Consider the following 14942-nt stretch of genomic DNA (forward strand, 5'->3'; position numbering starts at 1 on the left):
GGTAAAGCATGAGTGTTAGACGTTTTGTCGGAGCAAATAGCCGTGATGTGATGCGCCAGGTGCGCGAGACGTTGGGTGATGACGCCCTGATTCTTGCTAACCGGCGTACCGAGGGCGGCGTTGAGATTCTGGCGATGGCGGATGAAGCGGTCGATCATTTTGACCCAGCCCCCACGCCAGAGCCGCCACCCGCTTCTCCCCCCGCGTTTTCACTGCCTGCCTCCGACCCTCTTCAGGCCATGAGCGAGCGTTTGCTGCGTGAAATGCAGGATATGCGTGAGCTGCTGACCCGCCAACAGCAAGCACCTGCCGCTGCCGCAGCGGCGGATACGTCCACGCGGCTGCGCCAACTGCTAGCGCGCGTTGGTTTTAGCGATGAGTTAAGCAGCGAAGTACTGGCGGGCCTGCCGGAGTCACTGGTACTAGCCCCCGCCGACAGTAACCAGCCACTATTGTGGCTGCGCGAACAACTGATGGCGCGCTTACCGGTGCTTACTCAGGAAAACAGTTTTTTTGACCAAACGGGCATTGTCGCGCTGGTGGGCCCAACGGGCGTAGGTAAAACCACCACCACCGCGAAGCTTGCAGCACGTTTTGTGATGCGCCACGGTACGCGGCCGGTGGCGCTTGTCACCACCGATAGCTTCCGTATCGGCGCCCATGAGCAGCTGCGGATATATGCGCGTTTGCTCGATACGCCGATGTATGCCCTCGATGCGGAGCAGCCTATTGATGATCTGCTAGGCCGGCTACAGGGTAAACAGTGGGTAATCATTGATACGGTCGGTATGAGCCAGCGTGACCAGCGGGTCATTGAACAAATCGCTCACCTGCAGGGGGGGCAATCGACCGTGCGGTTAGTGCTGCTGTTAAATGCCGCCAGCCAGCCGGAAACGCTCGAAGAAGTCGTACTACGCTACCGGCAAGCCGCCCGCGCGGCGGGCGCCGAGCTAGACGACTGTATTATCACCAAGCAGGACGAAGCCGGACGCTTAGCGCCGGTGCTTGATATTGTCATGCGCCATGGAATGCGTGTGCTGTTTGGCTCTCATGGCCAGCAAGTGCCTGAAGATATGGCCGTGGCGAACCCCGCGGCGCTGATTGACCAGGCGCTGGACGGCCAATCCACATTAGCCAGCCAGCCTGCTTCCGCGCCGGTAAGTCTGCCCCGCTGGTCAAGGGATGTGCTTGGCCAAGGGCGTCGTCTCTCATCGGTACTGACGCGCCTGCGCCAGCGAGTGGCGGGTTTTGTCCGCTTAGAGGCGGTATGGGATATCGCCGCCCTGCCAAGCGCAGTGCAGGATGGGCGGCTTGATCGTTTACTCGCTGACACGCCCCCGGCAGATAACCTCCTAGGGATGGCATGGTCCCCCCGCCGCAATGAACGCGGCTGTGACTGGTCAATGCCAGATATTGGGCTAGATGCTAACGGGGCATGGTCGGCGCTGCCCCGCCTGCAGCATCGGCAGCCCGCCGGTTGGCAGCCCCGTTTGGCAACACAAAGTGATGAACACGGCATCGCCGTCCATTTGCTGCCTACGCTCCCCGACACCGAAGCGCTGGCATGGTTGGAAGCCCAACACCTGACCTGGGTCAGCTTGGTGCCTGCCAGCCAGAGGGTATACTTCCAGGGCACGCGTTGTGCCCAGCGCCAGTTATTTATTGATAGCACGCTTACGCACCATATAAGCGTGCGTTTTCGTGGGCAGCCTATGCAGCTGTGGAGTGCCTATGCAGAAGTGACTGACGCGTCTGGCACTGCTCTATTGGCATGGTACGGAGAGGTTCGTGACCCCGAAAGCGCTAAGCGTATTGCTCGGCGTTACTGGTTAAGCCCTGCTCGATTAGGCGCTGATGCGCTCTCTTTACTGGCGACCCAGCTGCAAAGCGAAGGGGTCACCGCGCTGACGAAGCGGGCATGGCAGCAGCTTAAAGAAGCCGACAGTGGTGATGTCAGTGCTGAAATACGCCTGCTCATGGCCAGCGGCGTTGCCGCCGTAGCAGGGCATTTGGACAGTGCCGACGATGATGCTGCCCTGGCCCTGCGCACCGACCTGATGCTGCTGCTAGGCACCCAGCGAAAACGGCGCGATACCGCCTTGCTCGATGGATTAGTGCATTCCTTTATGGCCCGCGATGCGATTCGTCAGCTAGGTAGCGTGAGCCGAGAGGGCATGCTATGAGCAGCCAAGACCAGGCAGCGGGGCTGCGAAAATGGGCGGATTTACAGCGTCAGCAGCGCGGAGACATACCCGAAGATACGCTGCCGGATGAGCCAGCTCCCGCAGAGCCAGTCTCAAAGGAAGCGGCTTCTGTTTACGCTGCATCCGCCATGGTGCCAACCGTAGAGGCACCGCCCACGCCGAAACAGCCGCTGGTGGTGGTGGGCTTACCCACCCATCAGCACCAGGTTAACAAGGTAAGAAGCCGCCTCAGCCAGTGGTCGGCATTGGGGCGCCGCTGGGCAGGCGACCCAGATGACTGGGACATTCACCTGGTTGACCCTGCTACAGCTAATCTGCCATTACTAGTGGCGCGCTACCCGCGCTGGGCGTTGTGGGTAAGTAGCGATGCGGATGCGTTTATGCCGATGTACCGAGTTTTGCGGCAAGTGCATGACAACAAAGGTCCAAAGCGCCTGTTGGCGCTGCATGAGCCCCACTTGCCACGCCAAGGATTACTCGATAACTTGCGAGAAGCTGCCGCAGGTTATTTAGACACAGAACTGCTGCTGCTTGCCCGATAAGGGCTGCAGCGTTTACAAGCAAGCGGGTATTGGCAGAGAAGTACTGGCAGATAAGTACTGGTCACTATCTAGTAGCGTTACTGGGAGCACCCATGCAGCGACAAAGCAGGCAGGGTAGGAGCATCTTAAAGGTGGTCACGTTGAGCATTACGGTGTCGCTCATCGCAATGGGGTTGGCAAGTAGCGTACAGGCAGCACCTGGCAGTTGGAGCAGCCAAGTTCCCAGTGTCATGGTCGCCATGAGCGACCGGGTCAGCAGCAGCCAGCCCATCGTAGCGCCCAGCGCAGCGCAAGTGGGAAACGCAGTGATTGATCGGATACAGTGGCGGTATGAGGCGCCACCGGCGTCGCCAGTCAATGCTTGGCTATGTCACCCTGAACAGTGCATCCCACTTAACAGCATGCGGGGTTCCACTATGGCATTAGCCGGAAAGCACGCCGATGCGCCGCTGTACTTTCGTTTTGCCTTAACGCCCGGCCAGCGGCCGGTGCGGGTACAGGGGCTGCAAGCCATCGTGAATTACCAGTAAAAAGTGTTTTAGCCGCGAGGCACGAGGATGTATACAGCACAAGGCAGGATCAAACAGAGTGAGCTGTTAACCCAATACATGCCACTGGTGAGACGTCAGGCCTTAACGCTGCAGGTGAGGTTGCCCGCGAGCATCGAGCTAGATGATCTTATCCAGGCGGGCATGGTGGGGTTGTTAGAAGCCCTTGGGCGCTTTGATGCGGCCCAAGGTGCGACATTTGCCACCTTTGCCAGCCAGCGAATCCGTGGCGCGATGATGGATGAGCTACGCACGCGCGACTGGCTACCCCGTAGCGTGCGACGTTCGGCCAGAGCGATGGATGAGACGGTGCGGCGGCTGGAGCAACAGCTAGGCCGCGCTCCCGAAGAGGGGGAAATCGCCCGTGATTTAGAAATGCCGCTAAGCGACTATCAGCAGCTACTCAATGACACCAACAGCGGCCAACTGCTGCCGTTTGAAGAGCTGGTGACAGAGGGTGGTGAGCCTAGTAGCGGCGCTGGCAATGTGCTCTTCGACCAGTTGTTGGACGCTCAGCAACGTCAAACCTTGATTGAAGCGATTGAGGCGCTGCCAGAGCGAGAAAAGCTATTAATGGCGCTGTACTACCAAGAAGAGATGAACTTAAAAGAGGTGGGTGCTGTGCTGGGGGTTACCGAGTCCCGTGTCTCCCAGCTGCATAGTCAGGCCGTTAGCCGTTTACGCGCCCGTTTGCACGACGCCAATTAATCTCTCACTCACTTATTTGAACCCGGCGAGGAGCCGTTGATGAATCCATCTACGCTGATCGGTATATCTGCCAGCATTCTACTGCTGGTAAGCGTGCTGTTTTTTACCGCAGAGTCCCCAGAAAGCTTTCTTAACTTACCGGGGTTAGCGATTGTCATTACCGGTACGCTGGCCGCTACGTTTATCAGTTACCCGCTGAAAGAAGTACTTCGGGTAGTGCGCTTGGTAGGCTTAGTGTTTCGCCGTGAAAATACCTATGTTCGAGATGACATTAACGAACTCGTGTCGATGTCTCGGCTATGGTTTAAAGGCGATGTTCGGGCGGTGGAAAAAGAGCTTGAGCACACCCGTAACCCGTTTCTACGCACGGGCATTCAACTGGTCATTGCCAATACCAAAGAGGATGAAATCTTCGACATGCTGCGCTGGCGCATAGCGCGGTTAAAAGCGCGCGAGCATGCAGAGGCACAAATTTTCCGCACGATGGCCACTTACGCGCCTGCCTTTGGCATGATTGGTACGTTGGTGGGGTTGGTTAACATGCTTGAAGTCATGGATGCGGGCGACTTAGAAGTCATTGGCCCGCGCATGGCCGTTGCCCTGCTCACCACGTTTTACGGTATTTTGCTCGCCAACCTAGTGTTTAAGCCTATTGCCGTTAAGCTTGAGCGTCGTACCGAAGAGCGCCTCATTACCATGAACATGGTGCTTGAAGGTATATCGCTCATCACCAAACGTCGCCTACCGTCGTTTATTGAAGAAACACTCAACTCCTTTGTTGCCAACTACCACGACGAAATACGCGATGCTACTGTAAAGCCACGCACCACGCCTAGCCCCGCGACAAAAGGGTAGCGACATGCTGAACAGTGAAGCCCGTCATGCGCTGGAAATGCCCACTGCCGAAGGCGAGGGGGATGAGAGCTGGTTAACGAGCTATCTGGATGTATTGACGCTACTAATCACCCTGTTTGTCCTCCTGCTGGCGTTAACGCCGCCAGGCGGGGGAGAAGCGGCAGATAGCGACAGAATGCGCTCGGCCAGTGCGATTACTGCGCTGCCCCTGGCAACCTTAGCCACTGGTATTCAGCCTCGTCACCAGGGGCTAAGGCCGCAGATGGCGGGGCTAAATATTCCCGGGGTCAGTGTTTCCCAAGGCCGTGAAGGCCTTACCCTGCGTATTGATGATAGCCTTTTGTTTCCCAGTGGCGATGCCGTGCTAACGCCCCAAGGGCAGAATGTGCTAGAAAACCTGATAACGGCGCTTGAGGCCTTTGAAGGTCAAATTTCGGTAGAGGGGCATACCGATAATATACCCATTGCTACTCCTCGGTTCCCCTCGAATTGGGAGCTCTCGGTAGGGCGCGCGATTGCGGTTGTGCGCCACCTTGAACGCCAGGGAGTCGCTGTTTCACGAATGCGGGCGGTCGGATATGCCGACACCCAACCCATGGAAAGTAACGCGACCGCAGAAGGGCGAGCAGCCAATCGGCGCGTTGAGCTGTTGCTAAAGCAGTAGCTTGAGGGTGAATAGACTTTTTTCGAGGCTATTTTCGTGCCGAAGCAACACCCTTTACTTCAGTCGTTTGGTGCTTTGCTGGTGTTGGATGCTGACAGTCGGCGCATTCAAGCTTTCAGTAGCAACCTTGCCGCACTGGTTGGCACGACCGTTACCGACGGGCGTGATCAGACGCTGTCGGAAGTGCTGGGTAAACGCCTAAGCCAGCGGCTACGCCACGAGCTACAGGGCCAGCAGCGCTTGGCCGGGCCGCTAACCTTTACCCGCCCGGCGAGCCCAACGCGCTTTCAGCTTTATGCCTACCGTTCAGGCGCCTACGTTGTGGTAGAAATTGAACCATTAACACCGGTTGGTAAACGGCGCTTGTTAGGCACGGTGAATGAGCGCCTGCTCAGGCTGACGGAAGCGAGTCATCAAGAGGAGTTGCTTGACTACCTAGTGCGGGCTGTTCAGGAGTTGACCGGTCACGACCGCGTGTCGATCTGCCACTTTGACAGCGACTGGCACGGGCTGATCGTCGCCGAAGCATGCGGTAGCGGCTTACCGTCACTGTTAGGTCAGCGTTTTCCCTCCAGCGACTTTCCCCTTTCCTTACGCCTCGCCTACGAGCGCCATCCGGTGCGCTTAATTGAGGATGTGGCAGCGCCCAGTGAATACTTAGTCCCCCGTGACTTCCCTGTGGCACTTAACGATAGTTTTCTGCGTGCCCCTGCCCCAGAGCGTCAACGCTATCTGCACCGTCTTGGCGTTCGCGGGGCGTTAAGCGTTGCTATGCAGAGCGATACTGGCCTTTGGGGGCTGCTGTTTTGTTATTCGGCGAAATCACACCCGGTGGCCCCTCCGGTGCGTGACGCAGTGCGCATGCTGGTGCAAATGGCGACTCAGCGCCTGCTGCTGCTGCGGGCACGCCAAGAAGCGCGCTATCTACAGCGCGTGCAGGATAGCTTGGCGCTTTCAACCAAAGCACGCGAAGAACCGCAAAGCCCTCAGCAACTTTTAGCTGAACAGGCAGATACCTGGATGGCACTGTTTCGTTCCCACGGCGTGGCACTATGGGCGAAGGGCAGCGTTTTTCAGTCTGGTAATACGCCGGCCCCAGAGGCGATTAGCCAGCTGGCTAGGCGCTTGGATAAAGCCCATGTCCACAGCGGGCCGTGGTGTACCCGGGATACCTCTAAGGAGCCGTTAACCTCATCGCTATCCATGCCCGAGCAGTGTGGTGTGCTAGCAGTACCCCTACCCGTGAACCCCGCTCAGCGCGGTTGGCTGCTGTTTTTCCGTCCTGAGCAGGTAGAAAGCTTCTATTGGGCGATGCAGCCTAAAGCTTTCCCTCAGGGTGCCGTCATAGCCACTCCTCCCGCGGCATGGCATGAAGAAGTAGTGGGTAAAAGCGAGTCGTGGCAGCGGGTCGAGCGCCTAGCAGCCGTGGACTTGGGGGAAGACCTAACATTGGCGATTTCAGCGTACGAAATCAGCACGCTCAATATGTACCTAGAGTGCGAGCGCAAAGCCCTGGCCGAAGCAAATCAGCGCTTAGAGCAGCTGGCGCATTTCGACCCGCTGACCCAAGTATGGAACCGCTACCGCATTGAGCAAGCCATCGACGCTGAGCTGGTGGCCGCTAAACGCTATGGCGCGGTCTTTGCAGTGTTGCTGTTCGATGTAGACCACTTTAAGCAGATCAACGATAGCTACGGGCATAGCTTGGGTGACGACGTGTTGGTATCGCTAGCGCGCTTGGTGGAAAGCTCTCTACGCGGTTGTGACCACCTGGGCCGCTGGGGCGGGGAAGAGTTTGTGGTGCTAGCGACTCACTCCGACATAGAGGCGGCCGCTGGTCTGGCGGAGCGGCTGCGACATCTTGTTGCCTCGCTGGAGGTAAATAAATTGCCACAGCCCATCACCGTCAGCGTTGGGGTCGCGGCATGGCGGCCCGGAGATAGCTGCAAAACGTTAGTCGCCCGCGCGGATATGGCGATGTACCAGGCAAAGCGCAGTGGGCGTAACCGTGTTGAAGTAGCCATCAAGGAGTCATCTTGAGGTATCGGAGTGAGAAATGGCGCCACCTCTCCCCTCGATGGGTAGGGCTCCTTGGCAGCTTATTACTGGCAGGTATCGTCATGCTGGTGGTGTGGGAGATGCGCATCTTCTATCTCAACCAGCAAACCTCTGCGCAGTCGCGCACGGGCGCTAGTGCTGATGTAGTAGCAGAGTGGTTAGGAAGCGCGCTTGAGACCTCACGTCACGCCCTTGAGAGCGTTGAGGCGCTCTATCAACTCACCTATGACGAGCGTATTGATACGACGTTGCTGACGCACTATTTGGCGCAGCAACGCGACCAGGTCGCACTTTGGGATGAAGTTGGCCTGCTTGATCCACAAGGCAATGTATTGGCATCAACACTACCGCTTCAGAGCACGCGGTTCGATGTTGGCGTGCAGGACGTTTTGTCTGGGTTAGTTGGTCAGCGTGACCGCCGCGATGTCGTCTCGCGCCTTTACTGGTCAGAGCGCGCGAATGGACTTCGCCTGCTCCACCTATTACGCGTAGAAAACAGCGTTGGTGAGCCGGAGGCATATATCGTTGCACGGTTAAATCCTGCTTATTTTGTGCAGTTGATGGGGCGTTTAACCCTAAATGAAGGCGCAAGTCTTGCGCTGTTAGATGCTACGCCCCGTGTCATCATGCAGCGCTCCCAGGGGGGCGTCGAAGAGCCTGCCGTGCTGGGCCGCGAGGTTAGTACCCCCGAACTGGCGCATTTTTTAGCAAGTGATCAACTTGCGGCCACGTGGGAGCGCGTCTCGCCAGTCGATGATACGCAGCGGCTGTTTAGCGCGCGGCGATTGAGTGATGCCCCCTGGCTAGTCATCAGTGGTGAAGACACCACCTTTTATCTGCACGACTGGTGGCGGCGGTTTTGGATTATCTTGGTGGGGGTAGTGCTGCTGGCGGCGTTAGGAGCGACGGCCTTTTATCACTACCGACGCCTCTATGCGGCGGAAAAGGTCCTGCGTGAGCACCGCCAACAGCTTACTCAAGAGGTGGCGGCCCGAAAAAAAGCGCAGCAAGCCACTGAGCTTGAAGCCGCGCAGCTAAAAATTGCTGCAATGGCGTTTGAAACGCACCTGGGCATGTTTATTGCCGATGCGGATAACCGCATTGTGCAGGTTAACCACACCTTTAGTGAGATCACCGGCTACGACGAAAAAGAAGTAGTGGGCCTTACACCGGCGATGTTGAATTCCGGCCGCCACGATGCCGCGTTTTATCGACAGATGTGGCTATCTCTCAATGAGCAGGATCGCTGGCAAGGCGAGGTGTGGAATCGGCGTAAAAATGGTGAAGTTTATCCTCAATGGCTGACCATTAGCGTTGTTCGTAATGATAACGGCGCCGTTACCCACTATGTGGCTACGTTAAGTGATATCACCCAGCGCAAAGCCGCTGAGCAGGAAATTCATCAGCTGGCGTTTTTTGATGCCCTGACCGGGCTTCCCAACCGTCGCCTCTTGATTGACCGCATTGAGGCCCGCCAGCGGGAGGCACGTCAGGAGAGCCACTATAGCGCGGTGATGTTTATTGACCTGGACAACTTTAAAACCATTAACGACAGCCTGGGCCACTACCTAGGCGATGCGTTACTGGTCTCCGTTGCCAAACGGCTCGCGGGTATTGTGCGTGATAGTGATACCGCTGCCCGGCTGGGAGGCGATGAATTTGTCGTTATGCTTCACGAGCTGGGGGACGATATCGCGGTGGCTGCGCAGCATGCAGAAGGTGTTGCTTATAAGCTACTGACTGCACTCAGAGAGCCGTTGGTCATTGATGACCACCCACTCCAGGTCTCAGGCAGTATTGGTGTGACGCTATTTGCTGGGGAGTCGGTAGGCGTAAGCGAAATTTTACAGCAGGCAGATTTGGCGATGTATCAAGCCAAAGCCTCTGGGCGCAATGCGCTGTGCTTTTTTGACCCCTCCATGCAAGCTGCGGTGATGGAGCGTGCCCAGCTAGAGTCTGACCTACGCCACGTGATTGAACGACAGCAGCTCTCGCTCTACTACCAAACCCAGGTGAATGAGCGTGGCCAGGTCGTGGGCGTTGAGGCGCTCGTGCGCTGGTTGCATCCCAAGCGCGGTATTGTGTCTCCGGGTGTCTTTATTCCGCTAGCGGAGGAAACGCACCTTATTGGGATGATTGGTGAGTGGGTGCTGGAAACGGCCTGTCGGCAGCTAGTGGTCTGGTCGCAGCAGCCGCCTACCGCAGCGCTGAGTGCTGCGGTTAACGTTAGCCCTAACCAGTTCCGACAAGAAGGTTTTGTTGAACAAATAAAAGCAGTCTTAGCACGTACCGGTGCCAATCCGCAGCGGCTAAAGCTTGAAGTGACTGAGTCACTGCTCATGGAGGACATTGCCGAGGTGCGTTGCCGCATGGAGGCGCTGAGACAGTTGGGGATTCGCTTCTCCCTGGATGATTTTGGCACCGGCTATTCGTCGCTGGCCTACCTCAAGCAGCTCCCCCTGGACCAGCTTAAAATTGATCAATCGTTTGTTCGCGATGTATTGGATGACCCCGCCGATGCCGCGATTGTACGCACCGTCATTGCGCTAGCTCACAGCTTGGAGCTGGAAGTCATTGCAGAGGGCGTTGAGACTCAAGCGCACCGGGACTGGCTCTTTGCCCAGGGGTGTCTCTCTTACCAGGGCTACTTCTTCTCGCGACCACAGCCCACCGAACATTTACGGCTAAAAGATGAGTCGTGTATTCAGTGCCGATAAGCTAAGGGGCGTCAGTCGATAAGGAGGCATCGCACAGTGACTGCATGCGCCCAATGGCGCCATCAGCGCCTTCCAGACTAAACGTCATATACCACGGCGCATTCACTTCCTGATCAAAGCCGATAAATAGCTGCTCGCCCTGGCGCATGTCGTCTATTAATGCAGACATTTCGCTGAGATAGAAGTGTGCGTAAAAGCCATCGTCGCCGCGCTCGGTAATAAATTCGGCCATAGTATCCACGATGGGTTGCTCATCAATACGCAGCCTAGCTGGTACGAGATTGACCGCTTTGCTTTCCCCTTGCTGCTGCTCAAGGGTAACGCGCATTTCCAGCCAAGGTAGATCACAAACGCCCTGGGTCGCGTTAAGGCTTAAGGTCGCATCTGAGTAGCTGTGAGTCTCCACTGCGCGCATGTGACGTTCGTCACCCAGAGCAAGCATCATCGACTGCCAATGGCCATGGGCTTCGGGCTGCTCAATGTTAAACGTAGCCGCTGCGGCGAAGGGCGCGGCAACCCAAAGGGTGGCGCCCGCCATGGTGCTAATCACAAGCGTTGAGAGAGAGGTGTACGTTTGCATGATCAATTTCGCACAAGAAAAACTCTAGCCTATAGCGTGTTGGCGACCAACAAAAGCTAACGCGCTGATTTTCCTATATCTAGTAGCATATGAGAAAATTAAGTAGCGTATATAGTGTGAAGTCAAGTCTATACTTCATTTCGATGCCACGTATAATCGCCGCATTTAAGTACTGTATTCACCCCGTTGTGAAGGAGTTTTGTCACATGAGCACCGCTGCTAAGGCTATGAAGACCTCTAATGATGTTCCGATGCAGGCGCCCTCGCGGGAGATCTGGGACGCTAAGTATCGCCTTAAAGATCGTCATAGCCGCCCTGTTGACCAGGATGTGGGGGCTACCTTTGAGCGGGTCGCGCGGGCGCTAGCGGCGGTGGAGGGTGATAAAGCGAACGAGTGGCTGCCGAAATTCCGCTGGGCGCTGGAAAATGGCGCCATTCCTGCCGGGCGGATTCTGTCTAACGCCGGTGCGGAAGCTTACAAGCCAGCGGTGAGCCTGATTAACTGTACGGTATCGCGTACCATTCGCGACTCCATGCGCGATATCCTTGATTCCGTAGTGGATGCTGGCATGACGCTGAAGTCCGGCGCTGGCATTGGTTACGACTTTTCGACGCTGCGCCATAAGGGCGCCTTCGTATTTGGCGCTGGCGCTGGTACCAACGGCCCACTGGCGTTCATGGATATCTATGACAAAATGTGTTTCACCGTCGCCTCTGCCGGTGGGCGTCGTGGTGCGCAGATGGGCACCTTCGATGTCGGTCATCCAGATGTGCGTGAGTTTATCCAGGCCAAGCGGGAAGCGGGCCGCCTGCGTCAGTTCAACCTTAGTCTGCTGATCACCGATGAGTTTATGGAAGCGGTGAAAAACAACGCCGACTGGCCGCTGGCGTTTCCGCTCCATCCCGGTGAAAAAGAGGACGTTAAGGCCGAGGACCTGATTTACCGCGACTGGCCCGTTATCGAAGAGGGGTATACGGTGGATGAGCAGGGCCGTGTGGCCTGCCGCATTGTTGAAGTGATCAAAGCCCGCGAGCTGTGGGACACGATCATGTCCTCAACCTACGACTACGCCGAACCAGGCTTTATCCTGATTGATCAGGTAAACCGCATGAACAATAACTGGTTCTGCGAAGATATCCGCGCCACAAACCCCTGTGGTGAACAGCCGCTACCACCGGAAGGCGCCTGCCTGTTGGGGTCTATCAACCTCACTCAGTTTGTTATCGAACCGTTCAGCGATAAGCCGCGCTTTGACTGGGAGCGCTACCGTAACGTGGTGGCCATCTTTACCCGTATGCTGGATAACGTTGTGGAGATCGCTGGCCTGCCGCTTCCCCAGCAGCAGCGTGAAATTGAAGCTAAGCGTCGCCACGGGATGGGCTTTTTAGGGCTGGGGTCAACGATGACGATGCTGAAAATCCCCTATGGCTCAAACGCGTCGCTAGCCTTCACTGAAGAGGTCAGCCGTCACCTTGCCCTGGAGGGCTGGAAACAAGCGTTAGAGCTTTCCAAAGAGAAAGGTATGGCACCGGTGCTAGCGCAGGAGCACACCATTACGCCGAAAATGATGCGTGAGCGCCCCCAGCTTGCAAGCGATGGTTACGAAGTAGGCGACAAGGTGCCGGGGCGTATTTTGCATGCCCGCTACAGCCAATATATGGCGAAAGTCGCCGAGTTAGAGCCTGAGCTGGTAGCGGCACTGGCCGAACACGGTGCGCGGTTCACCCACCACAGCTCGATTGCGCCGACGGGGACTATTTCGCTCTCCATGGGTAACAATGCCTCTAACGGCATTGAGCCGTCGTTCTCGCACCGCTATTTCCGTAACATTATCCAGTCGGGCAAGAAAACCAAAGAGCAGGTTGAAGTAGTGTCGTTTGAGCTGGCGGCCTACCGCCACTTTATCGCCGCTGACGCGGTGGAGAGCGATCTACCCGACTACTTTATTACCGCGGACTCGGTGTCGCCGGAGCAGCACGTGGCCGTGCAGGCAGCCGCTCAGCAGTGGGTTGATTCGGCCATTTCTAAAACGGTGAACGTGCCTACCGATTTTCCGTTTGAAAAATTTCAGAACCTCTACCTGCAAGCCTACGAAAGCCGCTTGAAAGGCTGTACCACTTTCCGTTTTAACCCTGAAGCCTTCCAAGGTGTGCTGGTACGCGAAGACGACCTTAAAAACACCACCTATGTGTTCGAACTGGAAAATGGTGAAACCCTAGAGCTTACCGGCGATGAAACGGTGATTTACGACGGTGAAGAGCATAATGCCGCTAACCTGTTTGATGGCTTGAAAGAGGGCACCTACGGCAAATGGTAAGTGCGGGCAGCATCTTACTGACTAAACCACGCACACCTTTGCTAAGTGGAGAACGATATGGCTGTTGAAATTACTTCAAAAATAGTTGGTTATCGCATTAAGCAGCAGGAGCAGGCCGCGCCTGCCCCTGAGCTACCCGAAGAAGATCCGCTGACGGTTCGGATTCCCTCTCGCCCGGAAGGAACGCTGGAAGCCGTCTCTGAAAAGATTTCTTACGTAGGTGCTGAAGGGCGTAAAAAAGTCTACTTGCTGGTTTCCTTTATGCCCGTAGAGGGCGTGATGGGCGGTCGGCGAGTTGTGATTGAACGGCCCGTTGAGTTTTTCTTTCCCTCTGGCCAGCTCTCCAGCGAACACCAGTGGATCACGGCGACTATGCGCAGCCTGTCACTGGCCGCCCGTGGTGGCTACGTGACCCAGGCAGTTGCCGACCTGCGCAAGGTGGCCTGGGATAAAGGCTTGGTGCGCTGTGGAATGAACCGTTGGAACAAACCGGTGTTTCACGACTCAGAAGTCGCGGCAATTGCCTGGTCGATTCAGCAAATTCTTTATCGCCGTGGCTTTCTTGATCAGGATGGCAACCAAGTGCCGGTAGAAACGCTGGTAGAGCGCTATGCGCACCGTATGCAGCACGGCCATGCCTGGCAGCCTGAAGAAGCAGAAGCCGCCTCGGTAGAGCAGGGCGCCGTAGAGCCGATTGGCGGGTCAGGTGCATCGGTAAAAAAGCCTGAAGGCAGTGGCCCCCCCAGCGTAGGCAACTGCCCGGAGTGTCGCGGTGAGCTAATCATGATGGACGGTTGCCCCACCTGCTATGCAGGCTGCGGCTGGTCTAAGTGTGGTTAATAAAGGTGGGTGATTAAAAATAGGCAACTAACAAGCCGCGTGCCCTAGGCGCGCGGCTTTTTTATGCGGACTGCTCCAGCAGTGGCCTAACGCTATCGGTTAAGTAGCAGTCGTCAAACTCGCCTTCAGTGGCTAGGGCATCCAAGTCAGGGATTGTGACATGGTGACGGTCTCGGAAAACCAGCCCCTCTTCACTTAATGCACTAAAGGTACGGCTAACATGTACCGGGCTTAGCCCCAAAATATCAGCTAGCTGCTCCTGTGAAAGAGGGAGACGAAACTGCCCGCCAATATCACGGTTAGTTTGGCGCAGGCGAAGATACATTTCGTGGAGAAAGTGCGCCATTTTTTGCCTAGCAGTACGTCTGGCTATGTTGACGAGTCGTTCAGTCAGCAGAGCCTGTTGGCGGCTGCTGATGGCGAAAAGCACAGACGTCAAGGTGAGCGACTGGCGAAATATTTCAAGCATACGCCTATGGGGGAAGTGACACACCACTCCATCAGAAATCATGCGGACGCTATCTAACCGCTGTGAAAAAGCAAATTCACGCAGGCCAATAATATCGCCAGGCAGAAAGACCTCTAAAATCTGCCGGTCACCGTTCTCAAGATGACGAAATGAAAAAGCCCAGCCGCTTCTGATGGTGCAGAACTCGTTTGCCGAAGCGCCGGCTTCCCATAGCAAGGCACCTGCCTTGATAGAAGTTGGGCTCTGCTCTAAAGAGTCCAGCAACTGTTTTTCCTCTTCAGTCAGCGAGCAGTAGTGACTAAAGTGGCGAATAATACAGCTTTTATCCTCATCCACAGCTTACGTTCTCCTCAAGAGCTAACCATTGTAGTTAAGCCACGTGCTACACAATATAAACATAACGTGCCAATGTTGCTCGCCCTTTTGGCTGGCTTAAACG

Annotated in this window: 12 protein-coding genes; 10 read left to right on the forward strand and 2 right to left on the reverse strand. The window is 56.2% G+C overall.

Annotated elements, in window-relative coordinates:
• Nucleotides 1–8: 8 nt before the first annotated feature.
• The 8 genes from flhF (at nt 9) to P8S54_RS12040 (ending at nt 10296) form a co-directional block, all read left to right on the forward strand.
• On the forward strand, nt 9–2183 hold the full coding sequence (gene flhF / locus P8S54_RS12005) for a flagellar biosynthesis protein FlhF (RefSeq protein ID WP_281441938.1): 2175 nt from the start codon (nt 9–11) through the stop codon (nt 2181–2183).
• Nucleotides 2180–2746, forward strand: a complete 567-nt coding sequence (locus P8S54_RS12010; RefSeq protein WP_281441939.1) for a hypothetical protein — start codon at nt 2180–2182, stop codon at nt 2744–2746. Before flhF ends, P8S54_RS12010 begins: the two co-directional genes overlap by 4 nt.
• A gap of 92 nt (nt 2747–2838) precedes the next feature.
• Nucleotides 2839–3276, forward strand: coding sequence for a flagellar protein FlhE (locus P8S54_RS12015; RefSeq protein WP_281441940.1), 438 nt, complete (start codon nt 2839–2841; stop codon nt 3274–3276).
• Nucleotides 3277–3303: 27 nt separating this feature from the next.
• Nucleotides 3304–4002 (forward strand): RNA polymerase sigma factor FliA, encoded by a 699-nt coding sequence (locus P8S54_RS12020; RefSeq protein ID WP_281441941.1) that lies wholly within the window; start codon nt 3304–3306, stop codon nt 4000–4002.
• Nucleotides 4003–4041: 39 nt separating this feature from the next.
• Nucleotides 4042–4857 (forward strand): MotA/TolQ/ExbB proton channel family protein, encoded by an 816-nt coding sequence (locus tag P8S54_RS12025; RefSeq protein WP_009097730.1) that lies wholly within the window; start codon nt 4042–4044, stop codon nt 4855–4857.
• A gap of 4 nt (nt 4858–4861) precedes the next feature.
• A complete protein-coding gene (locus P8S54_RS12030) occupies nt 4862–5521 on the forward strand; it encodes an OmpA family protein (RefSeq protein ID WP_281441942.1) in 660 nt (219 codons plus the stop codon).
• Between the two features lie 36 nt (nt 5522–5557).
• A complete protein-coding gene (locus P8S54_RS12035; protein WP_281441943.1) occupies nt 5558–7561 on the forward strand; it encodes a sensor domain-containing diguanylate cyclase in 2004 nt (667 codons plus the stop codon).
• Complete coding sequence (locus tag P8S54_RS12040; protein WP_281441944.1) at nt 7558–10296, forward strand: EAL domain-containing protein; 2739 nt, start codon at nt 7558–7560, stop codon at nt 10294–10296. Before P8S54_RS12035 ends, P8S54_RS12040 begins: the two co-directional genes overlap by 4 nt.
• A gap of 1 nt (nt 10297) precedes the next feature.
• Here P8S54_RS12040 and P8S54_RS12045 read toward each other — a convergent pair whose 3' ends face one another.
• Nucleotides 10298–10876: a hypothetical protein gene (locus P8S54_RS12045; protein WP_281441945.1), complete on the reverse strand. Its 579-nt coding sequence runs from the start codon at nt 10874–10876 to the stop codon at nt 10298–10300.
• Between the two features lie 206 nt (nt 10877–11082).
• Here P8S54_RS12045 and P8S54_RS12050 point away from each other — a divergent pair, with 206 nt between their 5' ends.
• Nucleotides 11083–13194 carry an adenosylcobalamin-dependent ribonucleoside-diphosphate reductase gene (locus P8S54_RS12050; RefSeq protein WP_281441946.1) on the forward strand — a complete coding sequence of 704 codons (2112 nt, stop codon included), beginning with the start codon at nt 11083–11085 and terminating at the stop codon, nt 13192–13194.
• 57 nt (nt 13195–13251) lie between these two features.
• Entirely contained in the window at nt 13252–14034 is a 783-nt protein-coding gene (locus P8S54_RS12055) for a hypothetical protein (protein ID WP_009097717.1), read from the forward strand.
• A 61-nt stretch (nt 14035–14095) separates the two neighbouring features.
• Here the strand turns inward: P8S54_RS12055 and P8S54_RS12060 are convergent, their stop codons facing one another.
• Nucleotides 14096–14839 (reverse strand): Crp/Fnr family transcriptional regulator, encoded by a 744-nt coding sequence (locus tag P8S54_RS12060; protein WP_281441947.1) that lies wholly within the window; start codon nt 14837–14839, stop codon nt 14096–14098.
• Between the last annotated feature and the right edge of the window lie 103 nt (nt 14840–14942).

Origin of the sequence: Halomonas sp. M1 (assembly GCF_029581375.1) — a bacterium.
Lineage (GTDB): Bacteria > Pseudomonadota > Gammaproteobacteria > Pseudomonadales > Halomonadaceae > Vreelandella.

Bases quoted from the DNA above. Each gene is read 5' to 3' on its own strand.
- flhF (WP_281441938.1), top strand. From the start codon at position 9: ATGAGTGTTAGACGTTTTGTCGGAGCAAATAGCCGTGATGTGATGCGC.
- P8S54_RS12010 (WP_281441939.1), top strand. From the start codon at position 2,180: ATGAGCAGCCAAGACCAGGCAGCGGGGCTGCGAAAATGGGCGGATTTA.
- P8S54_RS12015 (WP_281441940.1), top strand. From the start codon at position 2,839: ATGCAGCGACAAAGCAGGCAGGGTAGGAGCATCTTAAAGGTGGTCACG.
- P8S54_RS12020 (WP_281441941.1), top strand. From the start codon at position 3,304: ATGTATACAGCACAAGGCAGGATCAAACAGAGTGAGCTGTTAACCCAA.
- P8S54_RS12025 (WP_009097730.1), top strand. From the start codon at position 4,042: ATGAATCCATCTACGCTGATCGGTATATCTGCCAGCATTCTACTGCTG.
- P8S54_RS12030 (WP_281441942.1), top strand. From the start codon at position 4,862: ATGCTGAACAGTGAAGCCCGTCATGCGCTGGAAATGCCCACTGCCGAA.
- P8S54_RS12045 (WP_281441945.1), bottom strand. From the start codon at position 10,876: ATGCAAACGTACACCTCTCTCTCAACGCTTGTGATTAGCACCATGGCG.
- P8S54_RS12050 (WP_281441946.1), top strand. From the start codon at position 11,083: ATGAGCACCGCTGCTAAGGCTATGAAGACCTCTAATGATGTTCCGATG.
- P8S54_RS12055 (WP_009097717.1), top strand. From the start codon at position 13,252: ATGGCTGTTGAAATTACTTCAAAAATAGTTGGTTATCGCATTAAGCAG.